This window comes from Phenylobacterium terrae, assembly GCF_042681205.1.
Lineage (GTDB): Bacteria > Pseudomonadota > Alphaproteobacteria > Caulobacterales > Caulobacteraceae > Phenylobacterium > Phenylobacterium terrae.
On the sequence record NZ_JBHUEY010000001.1, the window covers coordinates 1,529,239 to 1,549,754 of the forward strand.

General features: G+C 70.8%; 21 protein-coding genes. 14 read left to right on the top strand and 7 right to left on the bottom strand.

The features are described from left to right. Window positions 1-485: 485 nt before the first annotated feature. From hemE to ACFSC0_RS07705, 6 genes are all read left to right on the top strand, one after another. Window positions 486-1,517 (top strand): uroporphyrinogen decarboxylase, encoded by a 1,032-nt coding sequence (gene hemE / locus ACFSC0_RS07680; protein WP_377284415.1) that lies wholly within the window; start codon window positions 486-488, stop codon window positions 1,515-1,517. Continuing rightward, entirely contained in the window at window positions 1,514-2,548 is a 1,035-nt protein-coding gene (gene hemH, locus ACFSC0_RS07685; protein WP_377284416.1) for a ferrochelatase, read from the top strand. Before hemE ends, hemH begins: the two co-directional genes overlap by 4 nt. After that, a complete protein-coding gene (locus ACFSC0_RS07690) occupies window positions 2,549-3,016 on the top strand; it encodes a CopD family protein (protein ID WP_377284417.1) in 468 nt (155 codons plus the stop codon). It abuts the gene before it with no gap. A gap of 133 nt (window positions 3,017-3,149) precedes the next feature. Then, window positions 3,150-3,374 carry a hypothetical protein gene (locus ACFSC0_RS07695; RefSeq protein ID WP_377284418.1) on the top strand — a complete coding sequence of 75 codons (225 nt, stop codon included), beginning with the start codon at window positions 3,150-3,152 and terminating at the stop codon, window positions 3,372-3,374. A 229-nt stretch (window positions 3,375-3,603) separates the two neighbouring features. Beyond that, entirely contained in the window at window positions 3,604-4,995 is a 1,392-nt protein-coding gene (rho, locus tag ACFSC0_RS07700) for a transcription termination factor Rho (protein WP_377284419.1), read from the top strand. 109 nt (window positions 4,996-5,104) lie between these two features. Continuing rightward, the gene (locus ACFSC0_RS07705; protein ID WP_377284420.1) at window positions 5,105-5,716 is read left to right on the top strand and encodes a glutathione S-transferase family protein; all 612 of its coding nucleotides are present in this window, start codon (window positions 5,105-5,107) and stop codon (window positions 5,714-5,716) included. Window positions 5,717-5,948: 232 nt separating this feature from the next. Here the strand turns inward: ACFSC0_RS07705 and ACFSC0_RS07710 are convergent, their stop codons facing one another. Together ACFSC0_RS07710 and ACFSC0_RS07715 are read right to left on the bottom strand one after the other, a co-directional pair. Then, on the bottom strand, window positions 5,949-6,920 hold the full coding sequence (locus ACFSC0_RS07710) for a quinone oxidoreductase family protein (RefSeq protein ID WP_377284421.1): 972 nt from the start codon (window positions 6,918-6,920) through the stop codon (window positions 5,949-5,951). A gap of 7 nt (window positions 6,921-6,927) precedes the next feature. Then, window positions 6,928-7,626, bottom strand: coding sequence for a dienelactone hydrolase family protein (locus ACFSC0_RS07715; RefSeq protein WP_377284422.1), 699 nt, complete (start codon window positions 7,624-7,626; stop codon window positions 6,928-6,930). A gap of 138 nt (window positions 7,627-7,764) precedes the next feature. Here ACFSC0_RS07715 and ACFSC0_RS07720 point away from each other — a divergent pair, with 138 nt between their 5' ends. The 6 genes from ACFSC0_RS07720 (at window position 7,765) to ACFSC0_RS07745 (ending at window position 13,710) form a co-directional block, all read left to right on the top strand. Continuing rightward, entirely contained in the window at window positions 7,765-8,019 is a 255-nt protein-coding gene (locus ACFSC0_RS07720) for a DUF6489 family protein (RefSeq protein ID WP_377284423.1), read from the top strand. Next, entirely contained in the window at window positions 8,016-9,356 is a 1,341-nt protein-coding gene (mnmE, locus tag ACFSC0_RS07725; RefSeq protein ID WP_377284424.1) for a tRNA uridine-5-carboxymethylaminomethyl(34) synthesis GTPase MnmE, read from the top strand. Before ACFSC0_RS07720 ends, mnmE begins: the two co-directional genes overlap by 4 nt. 171 nt (window positions 9,357-9,527) lie before the next feature. After that, window positions 9,528-11,375 (top strand): tRNA uridine-5-carboxymethylaminomethyl(34) synthesis enzyme MnmG, encoded by a 1,848-nt coding sequence (mnmG, locus tag ACFSC0_RS07730; protein WP_377284425.1) that lies wholly within the window; start codon window positions 9,528-9,530, stop codon window positions 11,373-11,375. Further along, window positions 11,353-12,015, top strand: coding sequence for a 16S rRNA (guanine(527)-N(7))-methyltransferase RsmG (rsmG, locus tag ACFSC0_RS07735; RefSeq protein WP_377284426.1), 663 nt, complete (start codon window positions 11,353-11,355; stop codon window positions 12,013-12,015). Before mnmG ends, rsmG begins: the two co-directional genes overlap by 23 nt. A gap of 7 nt (window positions 12,016-12,022) precedes the next feature. Continuing rightward, entirely contained in the window at window positions 12,023-12,811 is a 789-nt protein-coding gene (locus ACFSC0_RS07740) for a ParA family protein (protein ID WP_377284504.1), read from the top strand. Between the two features lie 14 nt (window positions 12,812-12,825). Continuing rightward, window positions 12,826-13,710: a ParB/RepB/Spo0J family partition protein gene (locus ACFSC0_RS07745; protein WP_377284427.1), complete on the top strand. Its 885-nt coding sequence runs from the start codon at window positions 12,826-12,828 to the stop codon at window positions 13,708-13,710. Window positions 13,711-13,843: 133 nt separating this feature from the next. Here the strand turns inward: ACFSC0_RS07745 and holA are convergent, their stop codons facing one another. From holA to ACFSC0_RS07765, 4 genes are read right to left on the bottom strand one after another with little or no spacing between them, the layout of a single operon-like run. Then, complete coding sequence (gene holA, locus ACFSC0_RS07750) at window positions 13,844-14,890, bottom strand: DNA polymerase III subunit delta (protein WP_377284428.1); 1,047 nt, start codon at window positions 14,888-14,890, stop codon at window positions 13,844-13,846. 7 nt (window positions 14,891-14,897) lie between these two features. Next, window positions 14,898-15,392: an LPS assembly lipoprotein LptE gene (gene lptE, locus ACFSC0_RS07755; protein WP_377284429.1), complete on the bottom strand. Its 495-nt coding sequence runs from the start codon at window positions 15,390-15,392 to the stop codon at window positions 14,898-14,900. Between the two features lie 3 nt (window positions 15,393-15,395). Continuing rightward, entirely contained in the window at window positions 15,396-17,999 is a 2,604-nt protein-coding gene (gene leuS, locus ACFSC0_RS07760; protein WP_377284430.1) for a leucine--tRNA ligase, read from the bottom strand. Window positions 18,000-18,011: 12 nt separating this feature from the next. Next, a complete protein-coding gene (locus tag ACFSC0_RS07765) occupies window positions 18,012-18,479 on the bottom strand; it encodes a DUF3576 domain-containing protein (protein ID WP_377284431.1) in 468 nt (155 codons plus the stop codon). 290 nt (window positions 18,480-18,769) lie between these two features. Here ACFSC0_RS07765 and ACFSC0_RS07770 point away from each other — a divergent pair, with 290 nt between their 5' ends. Further along, window positions 18,770-19,132, top strand: a complete 363-nt coding sequence (locus ACFSC0_RS07770; protein WP_377355121.1) for an NtrZ family periplasmic regulatory protein — start codon at window positions 18,770-18,772, stop codon at window positions 19,130-19,132. Window positions 19,133-19,211: 79 nt separating this feature from the next. Here the strand turns inward: ACFSC0_RS07770 and ACFSC0_RS07775 are convergent, their stop codons facing one another. Beyond that, complete coding sequence (locus ACFSC0_RS07775; protein WP_377284433.1) at window positions 19,212-19,868, bottom strand: thiamine phosphate synthase; 657 nt, start codon at window positions 19,866-19,868, stop codon at window positions 19,212-19,214. Between ACFSC0_RS07775 and ACFSC0_RS07780 the strand changes: the two genes are divergently transcribed. Beyond that, entirely contained in the window at window positions 19,819-20,496 is a 678-nt protein-coding gene (locus ACFSC0_RS07780) for a YggS family pyridoxal phosphate-dependent enzyme (RefSeq protein WP_377284434.1), read from the top strand. The genes ACFSC0_RS07775 and ACFSC0_RS07780 overlap by 50 nt on opposite strands. Window positions 20,497-20,516: the final 20 nt, after the last annotated feature.

The following is a 20,516-nucleotide window of genomic DNA, read 5'->3' on the forward strand; positions in this document are numbered from 1 at the left end:
GTGGATGAACTCGTGGGCAACCTCTTTAGCGAAGCCGGACGGCCTTGGGGAGAAGCCGCCGCATCCGGGCATCGATGTCGTCCGGGGATGAATGACCGGGACAACCGGCCCCTTTAACCATCCGTTAACCCACACGGTCGGGTGCGGCGCCGTTCAAGGCCGCTGTCGCACCCGAACAGGCCTGCGACATCGGCGCCGAAATCCACGGCGGGCCGCGGACGGCGGGTTAATGAAACCTTAACGCCGGCAAGCCGTAAGGGAGATGTCCCCGCTATCCACAGCCCGGTCTGACGAAGGTTAACGAAGTGTGAAGATTTTGGGGCATGCCGCAGGTATGGCGGGTGCGACAGGCCCGGTTATCCCCGATTCCGAGGGGTCCTACCGTCTTCTTCCAATTCCTTTCGAAAGAAAGATTGTTTGAAGAGGGAAGGGGGGTGCGAACAGGCGGGCTTGAGCCTTTCGCCGATTGCCCCTTTAACCGCGCCATGACCTCGAAAGTTCAGCCCGCCCTGCTCCGGGCCCTCGCCGGAGAAACCCTGCCTCGCCCGCCGGTCTGGTTCATGCGCCAGGCCGGGCGCAGCCTTCCGGAGTACCGCGAGCTTCGCACCAAGGCGGCGGACTTCATCGCCTTCTGCCACAACCCGGAGATGGCGGCCGAGGCGACCCTGCAGCCTATGCGTCGCTTTCCGCTGGATGCGGCGATCGTCTTCGCAGACATCCTGCTGATCCCCGGCGCGCTGGGCCAGAAGGTGTGGTTCGAGGCGGGCGAGGGGCCGCGGCTCGGCGAGCTGCCGCCGATCGAGGCCATGGCCGACCAGGTGGAGGCCTCGACCGGCCGGCTCTCGGCCATCGGCGAGACCCTGCAGCGGGTGCGCGCCGAGCTGGAGCCGGAGCGGGCGCTGATCGGCTTTGCGGGGGGCCCCTGGACGGTGGCCACCTACATGATCGAAGGGCGCGGATCGGATCGGTCCGGCGCGCGCACCTACGCCCACCAGAATCCGGAGAAGCTCGACGCCCTGCTGGACGTGCTGGTCGAGGCGACCGCGCGTTACCTCGTGATGCAGGCGAACAGCGGGGCCCAGGCGCTCAAGATCTTCGAAAGCTGGGCCGAGCAGCTTCCCGAGGATGTCTTCGAGCGCATCGTCGTGCGCCCGCACGCGAAGATCGTCGAGAAGGTGCGGGCTGCGGGCGTCACCGCTCCGTTCATCGGCTTCCCGCGCGGCGCCGGCGCTCTGGTCGACAACTACGCCTCGGGGGTGCCGGTGGAAGGCGTCGCGCTCGACACCCAAGCCTCGGCCGCGCTCGGCCGCCGGCTGCAGGCGGAAGGCAAGACCATCCAGGGCGCGCTGGACAACCTGCTGCTGCGCGCCGGCGGCCCGGCGCTGGACGCCCGCGTGGACCAGCTCATCGAGCAGTGGGGCGGCGGTCCCTACATCTTCAATCTCGGCCACGGCGTCCTGCCCGACACCCCCGTCGAGCACATCGAGCGGACCATCCGGCGGGTGACCGGGAAGTGACCCGCCTGGCGGTCGTGCTGTTCAACCTCGGGGGCCCTGACGGCCCGGAGGCGGTGCGGCCGTTCCTGTTCAACCTGTTCCGCGACCCGGCGATCATCGGGCTGCCGGCGGTGCTGCGCTATCCGCTCGCCGCCTGGATCTCGCGGACGCGGGAGAAGCTGGCCAAGGCCAACTACGCGATCATGGGCGGCGCCTCGCCCCTGCTCCCGGAGACGCAGGCCCAGGCGAGGGCGCTCGAGGCGGAGCTGACGGCGAAGGCGCCCGACATCGAAGCGCGCGTCTTCATCGCCATGCGCTACTGGAAGCCGCTGGCCGCCGAAACCGCCGAGGCGGTCGCCGCCTTCGCGCCCGACGAGATCGTCCTGCTGCCGCTTTATCCGCAGTACTCCACGACCACGACGGCCTCGTCGGTGAAGGACTGGGCGGCGGCGTACGAAGGCCCGGGCCGGACCCGCACCGTTTGCTGCTATCCGACGGCCCAGGGCTTGGCCGCCGCTCACGCCCGGCTGATCGAGCGGGCGCTGGAGGCGGCAGGAAGCCCCCGGAACCTGCGCCTGCTGTTCTCCGCCCACGGCCTGCCGAAGAAGGTGGTGGACGCCGGCGATCCCTATCAGGCGCAGGTGGAGGCGAGCGTTCGAGCGGTGCTCGCCGAGCTGGGCGGCGAATTCGACCACCAGGTCTGCTACCAGAGCCGGGTCGGGCCGCTGGAATGGCTGGGCCCTTCGACGGACGCCGCGATCCGCCAGGCCGCCGCCGACGGCAAGGGCGCGCTGGTCATTCCCATCGCCTTCGTCTCGGACCACGTCGAGACCCTGGTCGAGCTCGATCACGAGTACGCCGCCGTGGCGCGGGAGGTGGGCTGCACGCCCTACCTGCGGGTTCCGGCGCTGGGGACGTCGCCGGACTTCATCGGCGCCCTGGCCGAGGCGGCGCTGGACGCCGCGGGGCGGGACGGGGAGGGGGCCGCGCCGTTCGGACCTTGGCTTTGCCCGGCGCAGCATGGAAAGTGCGCCTGCCGAGGGAGGGCCTGAATGAGCGACTGGATCGCCGCCAATTACGACGTGCTGCGGGGCGTCCACATCCTGGCGATCATCGCTTGGATGGCCGGCCTGCTCTACCTGCCGCGGCTGTTCGCCTACCACACCGGCGCCGCGCCCGGCTCGGAGCTCGACGTCACCTTCCAGACGATGGAAGGCAAGCTGTTGCGGATCATCATGAACCCGGCGATGGCGGTGGCCTGGATCCTCGGCCTGACGCTGCTGTGGCACCGCTACAACCTCGCCGGCGCGGCGGTCTTCGCCCAGCCCTGGCTGATCGCCAAACTGGCCGGGGTGATCTTCGTCACCGGCTGGCACCATTATCTGGCCCTCGCGCGCAAGGCCTTCGCCCGCGGCGAGAACAAGAAGTCCCAGAAGTTCTGGCGCGCGACGAACGAGCTGCCGTTCCTGGCGGCGATCGTCATGGTGATCGCGGTGACCACGGAGTTCGGCTCGCGGTGACGCTTGGGGAGGGTGACAGGTCGGGCTCCCGCCCAGCCCGTCACCGAAGGCCGTCGGTGACCGGTTGGTCCGGCGCGGATCTAGCTGTCACCCAGCACTGGCGAGGTCGCGGTCCCGGACCTACATCCACGTCGTGCCGCGCCCAAAGCACGACCTGACGAAGCTGCTGGCCAAGGGCCTGGCCGTCGAACTGGCCGCCCTGGGCGCTCTCTCCGTCTTTGCGTTCGGCGCGCTCGTGGCGCTTGGAGCCGAGCGGCCCGGCCGCGAGCTGGCCGCCCTGGCGGCGCCGGCCCTGGCGCTGCTGGCGGCTGCGTATGGCGGGGGCGCCCTGCTCTGGCGGTTGCGGCGGCGCCGCTGACGGCCAGCTCCGGCTCCGCTTGACGCCCAGGGCCGCCTGTGGTTCCCGTAACGTACGTGCCGGGCGATCCCGGCGCGCCCCGCCTTATCCCGAGCCGCGCGCCCCTTGAGGGAGCCGCCAGCGGCCGGTCCTCGAAATCGACAACGGCGCCTCTCCCTACGGAGCCGCGCGCCTTCAGAAAGCTTCCCAGCCCGCGCCCACCTGCGCGGGATCTTGCGAGTCCATTCCCATGCCCGACGAAACCCCCGAAGTCCTCGACGCCGCCCCGACCGAAGAGCTGGAGCTCGACGCGATGGCCGACGCCGACGGCGCCGAAGACGCCTCTGAGGTCGCTGCGGCGATCAAGGCGCTCGGCCTCACCCGCATGTCGCTCCAGGAGCTGAAGGACAAGTCGCCGGCCGACCTGCTGTCCTTCGCCGAGACGCTGGAGATCGAGAACGCGAACTCCATGCGCAAGCAGGACATGATGTTCGCGATCCTGAAGACCCTCGCCGAGGAAGGCGTGGCGATCTCGGGCTCCGGCACCATGGAGGTCCTGCAGGACGGCTTCGGCTTCCTGCGCAGCCCCGAGGCCAACTACCTGCCCGGCCCGGACGACATCTACGTCTCGCCCTCGCAGATCCGGAAGTTCGGTCTGCGCACCGGCGACTCCGTGGTCGGCGGCATCCGCGCGCCGCGCGAGGGCGAGCGCTACTTCGCCCTGGTGCAGGTCGACCAGATCAATTTCGAGCCGCCGGAGAACGTCCGGCACAAGGTCCACTTCGACAACCTGACGCCGCTCTATCCGGAAGAGCGGCTGCGGATGGAGATCGACGATCCGACGCTGAAGGACCGCTCGGGCCGGGTGATCGACATCGTCGCCCCGCTCGGCAAGGGCCAGCGCTGCCTGATCACCGCCCCGCCGCGGGTCGGCAAGACGGTGATGCTGCAGAACATCGCCAAGTCGGTCGAGACCAACCACCCCGAGTGCTACCTGATCGTCCTCCTGATCGACGAGCGCCCGGAAGAAGTCACCGACATGCAGCGCACCGTGAAGGGCGAGGTCATCTCCTCGACCTTCGACGAGCCGGCGACCCGGCACGTGCAGGTGGCCGAGATGGTCATTGAGAAGGCCAAGCGGTTGGTCGAGCACAAGCGCGACGTCATCATCCTGCTGGACTCGGTCACCCGCCTGGGCCGGGCCTACAACACCGTCGTCCCGTCCTCGGGCAAGGTGCTGACCGGCGGCGTCGACGCCAACGCCCTGCAGCGGCCGAAGCGCTTCTTCGGCGCGGCGCGGAACATCGAGGAGGGCGGCAGCCTGACCATCATCGCCACGGCGCTGATCGACACCGGCAGCCGGATGGACGAGGTGATCTTCGAAGAGTTCAAGGGCACCGGCAACTCCGAGATCGTTCTTGACCGGAAAGTGGCGGATAAGCGGATCTACCCGGCCATGGACGTGCTCAAGTCCGGCACCCGGAAGGACGAGCTCATCACGCCGAAGGATCAGCTCCAGAAGACCTATGTCCTGCGCCGCATCCTTTCTCCGATGGGCGCCCAGGATTCTATCGAGTTCCTGTTGGACAAGCTGCGCCAGACCAAGAACAACGACGAGTTCTTCCAGTCGATGAACACGTAAGAACTTGGTCCCACCCCCTTCCTCTCCCGTGCTGGCGGGGGAGGAAAGGGGTGGCCATACCACCCTGGATCGGCTCTACCATCGGCCCTTCGCAAGAGGAGGGCGCGGGATGATCAAGGTCTACCATGCACCGGCGACGCGGTCGGCGCGGGTGCTCTGGGTGCTCGAGGAGCTGGGCGTCCCGTATGAGACGGTGAGCCTCACCTATCCGCCCAGGGTGCATCACCCCGAGTACGAAGACGTCAATCCGATCAAGACCATACCCACGATGGTCGACGGCCAGGTGCGGCTGACCGAGTCCCTGGCGATCTGCGAATACCTGGCCCGCGCCTACGGCCCCAAGGGGCTGATCCCGGAGGCCGCCGATCCGCTGTTCCCGCAATACCTGCAATTCTTCCACTACGGCGAGGCGACGCTCGCGCCGCCGCTGGGCGTCATCGTCCGCTACAGCTTCCGCGAGCCGCCGGAGCGGCGCCTGCCGCAGGCGGTGGACGATGCGCGCGAGACCTTCGTCGAACGGCTGGAGCCGGTGCGCCGCGCGATCGCCAACCGGCCGTTCCTGGCCGGCGAGACGCTGACCCTGGCGGATGTGTCGGTGGGCTATGCCCTGGCGCTCGCCGAGCGGCTCAGGATCGGCGACCAGTTCGGGCCGGAGGTGCAGTCCTACCTGGACAGACTGAAGGCCCTACCGGCGCGGCAAAGGGCGTACGAACGCACGTAGGGCCGGGGTGTTCCACGTGAAACGATTCATCCACAGGCCGGGACTACCCGGATTGGGGTGAAGCGGCTTCCCTCCCCTTCAGGGGAGGGTCGACGAGGCGAAGCATCGGCGGGGTGGGGGAGTCAGGAACCTTCGATGCTGGCGGGCCGGCGCCCTGCAGGCCTGCCACTCCCCCACCCGTCCGCTCCCTGCGCTCGCGTCCATCCTCCCCTGAAGGGGAGGGAAGGCGCGGTCAGGGCGCCAGCACGGTCGCGCCGACGGTCTCGCGGGCTTCCAGCGCCCGGTGGGCGTCGGCGGCCTGGGCGAGGGGGAAGGTCTGGCCGACCTCGACCTTGATGACGCCCTTCACGATCAGGTCGAACAGGGCGCCGGCGCTGTCGTCCAGCTCGGCCTGGGTTGCCGTGTAGTCGTAGAGCGTCGGCCGGGTCAGGAACACCGAGCCGGCGCGCTGCAGCTGCAGGGGCTGGACCGCCGGCGCGGGGCCCGAGGCGTTGCCGAAGCTGACGAACATCCCGCGCCGGGCGAGGCTGGCGAGGGTGCCTTCAAAGGTCGCCGCGCCCACGGAGTCGTAGGCCACCTCGACCCCCTTGCCGTCGGTGGTCTTGCGCACCTCGGCCGGCACGTCCTGGTCCCGGTAGAGGATGACGTGGTCGGCGCCCAGGTTCCGGGCGACCTCCGCCTTGTCCTCCGAGCCGACGGTGGCGATGACCGTCGCCCCGATGTGTTTGGCCCATTGCACCAGGATCTGGCCGACGCCGCCGGCCGCGGCGTGGACCAGCGCCGTCTGGCCGGCCTGCAGCGGGAAGCAGCGGCGGACCAGGAACTCGGCGGTCATGCCCTTGAGCAACACGGCCGCGGCGATCTTCGGATCGATCCCCGGCGGCGGCTTCACCGCGCGGTCGGCCGACGTCACGTGGAACTCCGCGTAGGCGCCGAGCGGGCCCGAAGCGTAGGCGATCGGGTCGCCGACCTGGAAACGGGTGACGCCGTCGCCGACCTTTTCCACGGTCCCGGCCGCCTCCATGCCGAGGCCGGACGGCATCCGGACCGGATAGAGGCCGGTGCGGTGGTAGGTGTCGATGAAGTTGAGCCCGACGGCCTGGTGCCGGACCAGCACCTGGCCGGGACCGGGCTCGGGGATCGGGACGTCGACGGTCTTCAGGACCTCGGGGCCGCCGGTCTGTTCGATGCGGATCGCCAGCATGTGCGCCTCAGCCCAGGTGCTGGCGGAAGAAGGCGAGGGTGCGCTCGCCGGCGGTGCGGGCGTCGCCCTCGTGATAGTGCTCGCCGCCGACCCGGGCCAAGGCGTGGTCGCGGCCCGGATAGGTGTGGATGGTCACCTGCGGGTGGTCCTTCAGCGCCCCGATGATCTGGGCCTGCGCGGGCTTGGGCACGAACTGGTCCTCCTCGGCGATGTGCATGAGGAGGGGCTTGCCGATCTTGCCGGCCTCGCCCAGCCGGTTCTCGATGCCGACGCCGTAGTAGGAGACGGAGGCGTCCGCATCGGTGCGGGTGGCGGTCAGATAGGCGAGCTGGCCGCCGAGGCAGAAGCCCACCGCGCCGACCTTGCCGTTGCACGTGGAATCGCCGCGGATGTCGGCGACGGTGGCGGCGATGTCCTGCACGCCCTTATCCACGTCGAAGGCGTTGAACAGCTCGAACGCCTTCTTCCACTCGGCCTCGGATTGGTCGGTGATGTCGATCCCCGGCTCGATCCGCCAGAACAGGTCCGGACAGACGGCGACGTAGCCCTGGGCGGCGAGGCCGTCGGTGATGTCGCGCATCACCTTGTTCACGCCGAAGATCTCCTGGATCACCACCACTGCCGGAGCCGGGCTGCGGCCGGGCCGCGCCACATAGGCGCTCATCGTGCCGCCGTCGCTGGTGCGGATGCTGCGCGTCTCACCCATCGCCGAACATCTCCTTCTTATGAAAGCAGAGAGAGGCTCCGCGCCCTCTTGCGGAGCGAAAGGTGGTACTAGCCCGCAGAGCCGCTCGGCGGCCATAAGATTTGTCGGAAAAGACGCGCGCGAAGGAGCCGGCCGCCCATGAAGATGACCATCGAAGTCGAGTGCACGCCGCAGGAGGCGCGGGCCTTCCTGGGTCTGCCCGACGTGACCCCGCTGAACGAGAAGCTGGTCGGCGAGATGCAGGCGCGGATGGAGCAGAACATGGCGATGCTCAGCCCTGACGAGATGCTGAAGGCCTGGGCCTCCTTCGGGGTCGCCTCGCAGGAGCAGTTCCGCAAGCTGATGACCGCGGCGGCCGACAACATGATGGGCGGGACCGGCCGCACGAAATGACCGCGACCATCTACGCCGCCTCCACCGCGCCGGGGCGGGCGGCGGTGGCGGTGGTGCGGATCACCGGCCCCGACGCCGGACGCGTGGCCGCGGCCCTGGCCGGCGCATTGCCGCCGCCCAGGCAGGCGGCGCTTCGCACCCTGCGCGCGCCGGGCGGCGAGGCGATCGACCGCGGCCTGGTGCTGTGGTTCGCGGAGCCCGCCAGCTACACCGGCGAGGATCTCGTCGAGTTCCACGTGCACGGCGGCCCGGCCGTGGTGGCCGCCCTGCTCGAGGCGCTGGCGGGGCAGGGGCTCAGGCTGGCCGAGCCGGGGGAGTTCACCCGGCGGGCGTTCGAGCGCGGCAAGCTCGACCTGGCCCAGGCCGAGGGCGTCGCCGACCTGATCGAGGCCGAGACCGCGGCCCAGCGGCGCCAGGCGCTCGACCAGCTGGGCGGACGGATGAGCCAGGCCCAGGCCCGCTGGCGCGAGGACCTGATCGAGGCGTTGGCGGTGTTCGAGGCCGCCGTGGACTTCCCGGACGAGGAGATCCCGGCCGACGTGGCGGCTCGGGCCGAGGCGCCGCTGCGCCGGCTGATCGGTGAGGTGACCGCGGCGCTGGAGGACGTTCGCCGCGGCGAGCGGATCCGCGAGGGCTGGCGCATCGCCCTGATCGGCGCGCCGAACGCCGGCAAGTCGACGCTGCTCAACGCGCTGGCGGGGCGGGAGGCGGCGATCGTCACCGCCACGCCCGGCACGACGCGCGACATCATCGAGGTTCCGTTGCAGCTGGCCGGCTACAAGGCCCTCGTCGCCGACACCGCCGGCCTGCGCGAGACGCGGGACGAGATCGAGGCCGAGGGCGTGCGGCGCGCGCGCGCCTGGGCCGAAGGGGCGGCGCTGCGGCTGTTCCTCGTGGATGGGTCCGCGGCCGAGGCCGACGTGTCCAACGCCGACCTGCTCCAGTCCGGCGACCTGTTGGTGATCAGCAAGGCGGACCTGCCGGCGGGCGGCGCGGCGGCGGCGGCCGAGGCCGAAGCCGCCCGGCGGGGGGTAGAGTCGGTACGCCTCAGCGCCCAGCGCGGCGACGAGGTGGACGCCCTGATCCGCCGCCTGGCCGAGCGCGCCGTCGCCGACCTGGCCGGCAGCGAGCCGCCGGCGGCGACACGGCAGCGGCACCGGGCGCTGCTGGCCGAAGCGCTCGAACGCCTGGAGAGCGCGCTGACGAACGAGGACGCCCCGGAGCTCGCCGCCGAGGACGTGCGCCTGGCCGGACGGGCGCTGGACCGGATCACCGGCCGCATCCACCCCGAGGACGTGCTCGACCGGGTCTTCGCGACCTTCTGCATCGGCAAATAGCGTTTCACGTGAAACGGCGCCGCTCCGGCTCGCCTCGGGGGCGAGTGCGCTGTTGCACGTGAAACATTCGGGACCCGTGACCCGCGGCCCCACTTTCGCTATATGTCCGCGGCACACCGAGCCGGCGTCCGTTCCTGCGAGCGGGCGCCGCCGTCTTCTTCGGACCTTGGAATGAGCTGGGACGTCATTGTGATCGGCGGCGGCCACGCGGGCTGCGAGGCGGCGGCGGCGTCCGCCCGCTTCGGCGCGCGCACCCTGTTGCTGACCCACAAGGTCGAGACCATCGGCGAGATGAGCTGCAACCCGGCGATCGGCGGCCTGGGCAAGGGCCACCTGGTCCGGGAGATCGACGCCCTGGACGGTGTGATGGGCCGGATGGCCGACGCGGCCGGGATCCAGTTCCGGCTGCTCAACCGGTCCAAGGGCGCGGCGGTCCGCGGCCCGCGCGCCCAGATCGACCGCAAGCTCTATCGCCAGGCGATGCAGGCCGAGCTCGCCGCCACGGGAAACCTCACCGTCAAGGCCGAGGCCGTCGAGGACCTGATCGTCGACCACGGCCGCGTGGCCGGCGTCGTCGGGGCGAGCGGCGAGGTCTACGCCGCCGGCCGGGTGGTGCTGACCACCGGCACCTTCCTGAAGGGGATCATCCACCTGGGCGACCGGCGGATCCCGGCCGGCCGGGCGGGGGAGGCGCCGGCCATCGGCCTTTCGGACCGGCTCTACGCCCTGGGCCTGTCCATGGGCCGGCTGAAGACCGGAACGCCGGCGCGGCTCGACGGGCGGACGATCGCCTGGGACCGGCTGGAGATGCAGGCCGCTGACGACCCGCCGACTCCCTTCTCCTTCCTGACGCGGGAGATCACGAACCCGCAGGTCGAGTGCGGCATCACCTACACGACGGCCGAGACCCACAGGATCATCGCCGAGCGGCTCAGCGAGAGCGCGGTCTACGGCGGCCGGATTTCCGGACGCGGTCCCCGCTACTGCCCCTCGATCGAGGACAAGGTGGTGCGGTTCGCCGACAAGGAGAGCCACCAGATCTTCCTGGAGCCCGAGGGCCTGGACGACGACACCGTCTATCCCAACGGCATCTCAACGTCGGTCTCCGAGGAGACCCAGGACCTGTTCCTGCGGACCATCCCGGGCCTGGAGCAGGTGGCGGTGAAGCGGTACGGCTACGCCATCGAATACGACTACGTCGACCCGCGTGAGCTCGCCCCGACCCTCGAGGTGAAGCGGCTGCCGGGACTGTTCCTGGCTGGCCAGATCAACGGCACGACCGGCTACGAGGAGGCGGGGGCGCAAGGCCTGATCGCCGGCCTCAACGCGGCCCGCGCCGCCTCCGGCGCGGAGCCGGCGGTGTTCGCCAGGGACGAAGGCTACCTTGGCGTGCTGATCGACGACCTGGTCACACGTGGTGTGACCGAGCCCTACCGGATGTTCACCAGCCGGGCGGAGTTCCGCCTGACCCTTCGGGCCGACAACGCCGACCAGCGGCTGACCCCGCGCGGGATCGCCCTGGGCTGCGTCGGGCCGCAGCGCCGGGCGGCCTGGGACGCCAAGGCTGCGGCGCTGGCGTCGGCGCGCGCGGCGGCCGGCGAACTGAGCCTCACGCCGACCGAGGCCGCGCGCCTGGGCCTGCCTGTCAAGGCCGACGGACAGCGGCGTAACCTGCTGCAATTGCTGGCCTATCCGAACATTGGCTTCGACCGCCTGAGAGAAGTCTGGCCGCAGATCGGCGGCTGGCCGGACGAGGTGCGCGAGCAGATCGAGATCGACGCCGGCTATGCGGGCTACCTCGACCGGCAGGCCGCGGACGCGGCTGCGTTCCGTCGCGACGAGAACCTGGCCCTGCCGGCGGACCTCGACTACGCCGCGGTCGGCGGCCTCTCCAACGAGGTGCGCGAGAAGCTGGCCGCGGTGCGGCCGCTCACCCTCGGCCAGGCCGCGCGCATCGAAGGTGTGACCCCCGGCGCCCTCACGGCCCTACTTGCGCATGTCCGACGTAAAGCCGCTTGAGCCGGCCCCACAAGCCGTGACCGACGCGGAGAGCTTCGCGGCGATCGCCGGCGCCGGCCCCGAGTCGCTGCGGGACCTGGAGCGCTACCGTGAGCTGCTGGCCGAGTGGAACGAGAAGATGAACCTCGTGGGCGCCTCCACCCTGGACGCCTTCTGGTCCCGCCACGCCTGGGACTCGGCCCAGCTGCTCGATCTGGCGCCCGACGCCAAGGTCTGGGCCGATCTCGGGGCCGGCGCGGGCCTGCCGGGGGTTGTGCTGGCCATTCTGCGCAAGAGCGATCTGGGTTTCCACGTGCACCTGGTGGAGAGCATGGCCAAGAGGTGCCGCTTCCTGCAGGTGGTGGTGGATGAACTGGCTCTGTCCGCGACGGTACACAACGCGCGTGCGGAAGACCTGTCGCTAGCTGTGGATATCGTCACGGCGCGCGCTTGCGCCCCACTGCATCGGCTGCTCGGCTATGCGAAACCGTTCCTGAAACAGGGAGCGACGGGGCTCTTCCTGAAGGGTCAAGATGTGGCCTCAGAACTGGAAGAAGCCACTAGATTTTGGGACTATGAGGCGGACGTGCTGCCGAGTCGCAGCGACCCCCGGGGTCGGATCGTCCGTGTGAGGAGACTGGGCCGTGCCCGAAAAGCCTGACCGGGGCCTGCGCGTGCTGGTCGTCGCCAACCAGAAGGGCGGCGTCGGCAAGACCACGACCGCGATCAATCTCGGGACCGCGCTCGCGGCTGTGGGCGAAAAGGTGCTGCTGATCGACTCCGATCCGCAGGGCAACGCCTCGACCGGCCTGGGCGTCGGCCGGGCGCAGCGGACGACCACCCTCTACGACGTCCTGATGGGCGAGAAGCCGATTTTGGACACGGTCGTCAAAACCGCCCTGCCGGGCCTGGACCTGGTGCCCGCGGACGCCGATCTCTCCGGGATCGAGCTGGAGCTCGGGCAGGCGCCGCGGCGCTCGTTCAAGCTGCGCGACGCCCTCGGGCCGCTGCGCGAGCGGCGCGACTACACCTATGTGCTGATCGACTGCCCGCCGTCGCTGAACCTGCTGACCGTCAACGCCATGGCCGCGGCCGATGCGGTGCTGGTGCCGCTGCAGTGCGAGTTCTTCGCCCTGGAAGGCCTTTCGCAGCTGATGCGCACGGTCGACCTGGTGCGTGGCAGCCTGAACCCGGCGCTGGAGATCCAGGGCATCGTGCTGACCATGTACGACCGCCGCAACAGCCTGTCCGAACAGGTTGGCCGGGACGTGCGGTCCCACTTCGGCGAGACCGTCTACGACACGGTCATCCCCCGCAACGTGCGGGTCTCCGAGGCGCCCTCGTTCGGCAAGCCGGTGCTGGTCTATGACCTCAAGTGCGCGGGCAGCCAGGCCTATCTGAAGCTGGCGCGGGAAGTCGTCGTGCGCGAGCGCGAGCGGCGCGCCCAGGCGGCCTAGGGAAGGGGCGAGGAATGGCGGAGAACCGCAGAGGCCTCGGCCGCGGCCTGTCGGCGCTGCTCGGCGAGGAGGACGTGCGCCCGGCCGAGGCGCCGCCGCCGCCGGCGCCGCCCGGGGCCACGGTCCGCGAGGTTCCCATCGAGTTCCTGGAGCGCAACCCGGACCAGCCCCGTTGGGTGTTCCCGGAGGAGCAGCTGGCCGAGCTCGCCGCCTCCATCCGCGACAAGGGCATCCTGCAGCCCATCCTGGTCCGCCCGAAAGGCGAGGGTCGCTACGAGATCGTCGCCGGCGAGCGGCGCTGGCGCGCGGCCCAGCGGGCAGGTCTTTCCGCCGTGCCGGTGCTGGTGCGCGAGCTCACCGACATGCAGGTGCTCGAGATCGGCGTCATCGAGAACGTCCAGCGGGCGGACCTGTCGCCGATCGAAGAGGCCACCGCCTACAAGCAGCTGATGGACCGCTTCGGCCGCACCCAGGATTCGGTGGCCGAGGCGGTCGGCAAGAGCCGCAGCCATGTGGCCAACACCCTGCGACTGCTGTCCCTTCCCGAGGGCGTGCGCAACCACCTGCTGGAGGGCCGCATTTCGGCCGGCCACGCCCGGGCCATCGCCACCGCGCCGAACGCCGAGGCGCTGGCCGAGGAGATCATCGCCAAGGGCCTCTCGGTGCGCGAGGCCGAGGCCCTGGGCCGCTCCGCGCCCGGCAAGCCGCCGAAGGCGGCGGGGAAGGGCCGTCGCCGCTCCAAGGACGTCGACACCATGGCCCTGGAGAACGACCTGGCCGACGTGCTGGGCCTGGAGGTCTCCATCGACGACCGCGGCGGGACCGGCGCCCTTACCATCCGGTACGAAACTCTCGAACAGCTCGACGACCTCTGTCGCCGGCTGACGCGGGCGGGGTAGGGCTCTCGCAAGCGAACAAGAACGTCATCCCGGACCGCCCGTAGGGCCGATCCGGGACCCAGCAGCTGCGCTGGACCACTGGGTCCCGGCTCTCCAGCCCGCGAGCGGGCTTCCGGCCGGGATGACGGTGCTTTCAGAGCCCCAGCCGTCTGGCGCGGCTGGCGATGGTCAGGGCCAGGCGTTCGGCGATCAGGTGGTCGGGGGCGCCGGCGGACTTGCAGGCGCGGTCGGCGGAGAGGACCTCCGGCTGGATGCGCTCCAGCTCGGGCAGGGACCAGGCGCGCGCCTGGCGCAGGAACTCCCGCTCCTGCTTCCAGAAGACGCCGGACGCCTTGGCGGCCTCCTGCACGCCTGCGCCGCTCTGCACGAGGGTGAGCGTGCGTCGCAGCTTGCCCAGGTGCATGCCGATCGCCCGCACGGCGGCCGGTCCGGCTTCGCCCTCCTGAGCCGCCCGACGCAGGCCGGCCTGCGCCTCGGCGAGACGCCCGCCGAACGCGTCGGACGCCGCATCGAACAGCGAGGCCTCCGGCTCGACGCCGAGGAAGGCCTCCAGGTCCTCCGGGGTGGCCGTCCGCCCGCTGCCGGGCCCCAGGAACAGCGCCAGCCGCTCGATCTCCTGGCGCGCCACGCCGCGCTCGCGCGGCAGGCGGGCGACGAACACCGCCAGGGCGTCGTTGTTGAGGCTGACGTTGTCCTTGGCCAGCGCCTCGCGCACCAGGCGTGCGACGTCGCCCGGCTCGTCCTCATAGCAGGGGATGGCGACCGCCTGGGCCGCCTTCTCGGCCGCGCTGCGCAGCGCCGACCGGCGGCCGAGGTTCCCGGCCTCGACGAGGAAGAAGGCTTCGGGGTTGAAGCGGCCTTCGGCGTGGGCGGCGAGGGCCTCGGCCACGGCCTTCTCGAGCTTCTCGGCCGTCAGCCGCAGCCGCACGAGCCGGCGCCCGCCCATCATCGACTGGGCGGAAAGCTCGCCTTCGAGGGAGGCGCCGCCGGCGTCCAGGTCGGCGTCGGTCATCAGGGCGACGTCGAAGGGATCGTCTGGCCGTTCGGTGGCGGCGGCGGCGAGCTGCGCGGCGCGTTCGCGCACGACGCCCGCGTCCGGCCCGTAGATCAGCGCGCAGCGGATCGCCTTGTCCGGAGACTTCAGGAAGCGCTCGACGTCCGGGCGCCGCTTCAGCTCCATGGGAGCGTCAGGACCCCCGTTGCGCCGCCAGCCAGGCGGCGAGCTCGAGCTGGATCCGGCGGGCCGCCTCCTGGGCGGCGCGGTCCTGGGCGTCCTGCTGGGCGGTGATCGAGGCGTAGGGCTGGTCGGCGGAGTCGTAGGTGACGGTGACCCGGGCCCGGCCGTTCTTCACCGGCGCGAGCGCGGGCAGGGTGCGCAGGGTGTAGTCGGCCGTGAGCACATATTCATACCGGGTCGCAACGTTATCGACGCGCAGCCCGCGGGGGTAACGCACCTCGGAATAGGCGAGGTCCATGCGGTAGGCCGCCGGCGAGTCCGGGCGGCTGGCCAGCGCGTCGTCCAGGTGCTCGCGCAGCAGGTGGCCGGCGCGGCCTTCCGGCGCATACACCTTGACCGAGGCCAGGCCGCCGACGACGCCCGGCTGGCCGTAGAGGGGTTGGAAGCCGCAGCTGGTCAGCGCCAGGGCGGCGGCGGCGATGGCGAAGAGGGCGAGCCGGCGCACCGGTCAGGCCGCCACGATGTTGACGATGCGATCCTTCACCACGATCACCTTGCGAATGGTCAAGCCCTCAAGGCGCCGCGTGATCTCCGGATCGTCAAGCACGATCTTCTCCACATCCGCCGGCTCGGCGCCGGCCGGGGCGCGAACTTCGCCGCGGCGCTTGCCGTTCACCTGCACCGGCAGGACCTTGACCGCATCCTCGGTCAGGGCCGCGTCGAACCCGGGCCAGGGCGCGTTGGCGACCAGGCCCTCGCCGCCGATGCGCGTCCAGCACTCCTCGGCCAGGTGGGGCGTGAACGGTGCGATCAGCCGGGCGAAGGCGGACAGCGCCTCCTGACGGGCGGCCAGCACCGCCGGGCTCGCCTGCGCGGCCGGGAAGTCCTTCAGCTTGTTCAGGAACTCGTACAGCCGGGCGATGCCGCTGTTGAACCGGAAGGTCTCGACCGCTTCGGTCACCGCCTTGACGGTGCGGTGGGTGAAGACGCGCAGGTCGTCGGCCTTCGCATCGGGCCCGGCCTCGCCGGCCGGCGCCGCCGGCTGGCTGTCGAACTCGTTCCAGACGCGGTTCACGAACCGCCAGGCGCCCTCGACCCCGCTGGTGGACCACTGGGCGTCCCGCTCGGGCGGGGAGTCGGACAGCACGAACAGCCGCGCGGCGTCGACGCCGTAGACGTCGAAGATCTCCTCCGGCGCAACGGTGTTGCGCTTGGATTTGCTCATCTTCTCGACGTCGCCGATGACCACCGGCTCTCCGGTCGAAATCAGCCTGGCCCGCCGGGTCTTGCCCTCGGTGATGACCTCCACCTCGCGGGGCTCGACCCACTCGCCGTTCTGCCGCCGGTAGCTTTCGTGGGTGACCATGCCCTGCGTGAACAGGCCCGCGAACGGCTCGCGCACCGACAGCTGGCCATGGTCGGCCAGTGCCTTGGTGACGAAGCGGGCGTACAGCAGGTGCAGGACCGCGTGCTCGATGCCGCCGATGTACTGGTCGACCGGCAGCCAGTAGTCGGCCGCTTCCTTGGAGATCGCCTCCTCGGCCTCGGTGTCGGCGAAGCGGGCGAAGTACCAGCTGGAGTCTACGAAGGTGTCCAGGGTGTCGGTCTCGCGCTCGGCCGGCCCGCCGCAGTCGGGGCAGGTGGTGTGCTTCCAGGTCGGATGGCGGGCCAGGGCGTTGCCGGGCTTGCCGAAGTCCAGGTCGTCGGGCAGCGCCACCGGCAGGGCGCTCTTGGGCAGCGGCACGACCCCGCACTTGGCGCAGTGCACGACGGGCACCGGGCAGCCCCAGCCGCGCTGGCGGGCGACGCCCCAGTCGCGCAGCCGGTAGACGGTCGTCCCCTCGCCCTTGCCCATCGCCTCGATGCGGGCGATGGCCTCGGCCTTGGCGACCTCCACGTCCTTCCCGTCCAGGAAGGCCGAATTGTAAATGACGCCCGACCCTGTGTAGGCCTCGCCATCGAGGATGTTGCTCTCGAAGGCGGACACGTCGCCTTCCCAGTCGTAGTGCGCGGGCATGACGACGGGCTTCACCGGCAGGCCGTACTTGCGGGCGAAGTCCAGGTCGCGCTGGTCGTGCGCCGGGCAGGCGAAGATCGCCCCGGTGCCGTAGTCCATCAGGATGAAGTTGGCGATCCAGACCGGCAGCTCCCAGTCCGGGTCGAAGGGGTGCTTCACCTTCAGGCCGGTGTCCCAGCCGATCTTCTCGGCGGTCTCGATCTCGGCCTCCGAGACCCCGCCCTTGCGGCACTCGGCGACGAAGGCGGCGACCTTGGGATCCGCCGCCGCCAGTTGCTCCGCCAACGGATGATCGGGCGCGATGCCGACGAAACTTGCCCCGAACAGGGTGTCGGGCCGGGTGGTGTAGACCTCCAGACCGGCGTCGAAGCCGGCCGGCGCGGGCCCCGCGAAGTCGAAGGCGAACTTCAGCCCCTTGGAGCGGCCGATCCAGTTCTCCTGCATGGTCCGGACCTTGTCCGGCCAACGGTCCAGGGTCTTGAGCGCATCGACCAACTCGTCGGCGTAGTCGGTGATGCGCAGGAACCACTGGTTCAGCTTGCGCTTCTCCACCACCGCGCCGGAGCGCCAGCCGCGGCCGTCGACCACCTGCTCGTTGGCCAGGACGGTCTGGTCCACCGGGTCCCAGTTGACGACGCTTTCCTTGCGGTAGACCAGGCCGGCCTTGAACAGGTCCAGGAACCAGGCCTGCTGCTTGCCGTAGTACTCGACGTCGCAGGTCGCGAACTCGCGCGACCAGTCGATGGCCAGCCCCAGCTCCTTCAGCTCGGCCCGCATCCGGTCGATGTTCTCGTAGGTCCAGGCCTTCGGATCGACGCCGCGCTCCATGGCCGCGTTCTCGGCCGGCAGGCCGAAGGCGTCCCAGCCCATGGGATGCAGCACCGCAAAGCCCCGCGCGCGCTTGTAGCGGGCGATCACGTCGCCCAGCGAGTAGTTGCGCACGTGGCCCATGTGGAGGCGTCCCGACGGATAGGGGAACATCTCCAGGACGTAGTACTTGGGCTTGCCCGGTTCGGCGCGCGCGCGGAAGACGTCGGCGTCAGCCCACGCCGCGCGCCACTTGGGCTCGACCTCTTTCGGATTGTAGCGGGCCATGGCGAGGCGCCTTTAGCCGCGGATGTTGGAGAGACGCAGCTGCCGCGCTTTGGTGAGGATGGCGTTCTCGAGATCGGTCTCGGTCTGGGCCGCCGCCGGGGCGTCCACCCAGTTGCCGGCGGCGTCGCGCACCTGCTTGAACACCGACACGTTCAGGCCGTCGGCGCGCAGGCGGGCGTCCAGGATGTAGACCGTCGCCTTGAAGCGCTCGTTCGGGGTTTCCGGGTTCACGTACCAGTCGGTGATGACCGTCCCGCCATAGGGGTCGGCCGAGACCAGCGGCATGAACGACAGCGTCGCCAGGGTGGCGCTCCACAGGTACGAGTTGACGCCGATGGTGGCGGTGGCGTCGTCCCGGGCGGGCGCGTCGTCGCGGCCCATCACCTTGCGAGCCGTCCCGCAGCCGCCCAGCGCGACGAGGCTGAGGGCCAGCGATCCAACGATGGCGGCCTTCGTCCAGTCTCCGCGCACGAAACGCATATCAGGCAAGCTCCTAGTCCATTGGCGTCTGCGCGCCGCCCGCAAGCGTCGCGTCGCCCCCTGAGCGCCTCTATAACAACGCCCGCAGAGGCGCCAAACAGGAATCGCGTGGCCTTCTCGCCACAGGGCGGCCACGATCGGTCGGCATGGGTCCGGCCATGGACGAGTCCCGGTTGACCTTGCGGCGGTCGGACCCTTTATTCGCAGCCAAGCGGCGCGGCCATAACAGGTCGCGTCTCGGGGCGAGGGGGCCCAAACCGGTGAAGTCTACGGTTCGCGTTCTGGGTTCGTTGATCGGTGCGGCCGCGCTGGCCGTGACCGCGTCGGCGGCCCAGGCGCAGACCGCCAAGCCCAAGGGCCTGGACTTCTCCGTCCGCAACGAGGCCACGGCCCTTACTCCGCAAGGTACGGCCAAGTCGCTGAAGCTTGACACCCGCAAGGGCCGGTGGGGTGTCACGCTGAACTTCGATCAACCCCAAAGCCGGGACGCCACCGCCAACGACGTCCAGGCCGGGGCCTATTTCCGCATCACGCCGAAGCTGCGCATCGGCGGCGCCGTCGCCCTCGGCGAGACCGAGCAGCCCGCCTACCGCAAGACCGAGCCCGTCGAGGGCCGTCCGCGCGTCCGCCTCGAGACCGCCTTCAAGTTCTAGACCGGCGCCAGGCCGACACCCCCACAATCCGTCATCGCAGCGCTTGTCCCGGCGACCCGGCGCGATGACCTGACGAGCGTCAGGCGAGCGCCTCCACGGCTGCGAGGCCGACGAGGCCGGTCCCGAGAAGCCGTTTCGCCGTCCGCTCGGACACGCCCCCCAGTCCATAGGCCGGCCGCGCGCCCGCCCGCACCCAGACGCTCAACCGCATCGGCCCGAGCGGCCGTCCCGCCGACGGGCTGCGGCTGGGGAAGGCCGGCGAGAGCACGACCGCGTCCGCGCCGGCGGCGAGCGCCCGGCGGGCGGCGGGGAGGCTGTGGGCGGCGGCGGTGACGATCCAGCCCGGGCGGGCGCGGCGCAGGGCGCTGGCGCGGGGGGCCAGTCGCTCCGGCAGGTGGACGCCGGCGGCGCCGATGCGACGGGCGAGCTTCGGATCCGCGCCGGCCAGCAGCACGAGGCCCCGGCGTCGGGCGATGGCGGCCAGCCGCCGGCCCTGGGCCGCGGCGTCCGGCGCCCCGAACGGTCGGAACACGATCCCCGCCCCGCGCGGCAGGCGCTCGGCAATCCGCTCCGGATCGGGCGTCCGCTGCGGGTCGGTGAAGAACAGCAGGGCGGGCAGGGGCTTTGAAAGCCGCGAGCGGCGGCTTAAGCAGCGGGCCGTCCGCTCCAGGGTCCAGAAGCCGCCGATGAGCCCCTCCTTCGATCCCGCCGCCGCCCGCGCCGACGTGCTGGGCAAGATCGCCCGCGCCGCGGCGGCGGCCGGCCGCGCCCCGGGCGATGTCACCCTCGTCGCCGTCTCCAAGCAACAGCCCTGGGAGCGGATAGAGCCCATCCTCGCCGCCGGCCAGAGGATCTTCGGCGAGAACCGCGTGCAGGAGGCCATGGCCCGCTGGACCGGCAAGGCTGAGGGCCTGGAGCTGCGGCTGATCGGCCCCCTGCAGTCCAACAAGGCCAAGGAGGCCGTCGCCTTCTTCGACGTCATCGAGACCCTCGACCGCGAGAAGCTGGCCAGGGCGCTGGCCGACGAGATGGCCCGCCAGGGCCGCACGCCCAGGCTCTACGTCCAGGTCAACACGGGGGAGGAGCCGCAGAAGGCCGGCGTCGCGCCGGCCGAGGCCGACGCCTTCATCGAGACCTGCCGCACGGCCTATGGGCTCGCCGTCGAGGGCCTGATGTGCATCCCGCCGGCCGACGAGCCGCCCGGCCCGCACTTCGCCCTCTTGGCCAAGATCGCGGCCCGCAACGGGATCGGGGGCCTGTCGATGGGGATGAGCGACGACTTCGAGACCGCGGTTCGCTTCGGGGCCACGAGCGTGCGCGTCGGATCGGCTCTGTTCGGCGCCCGGACCCCGGCGGGAGGCTGATCGGCCCGTTCCCGGTTGTA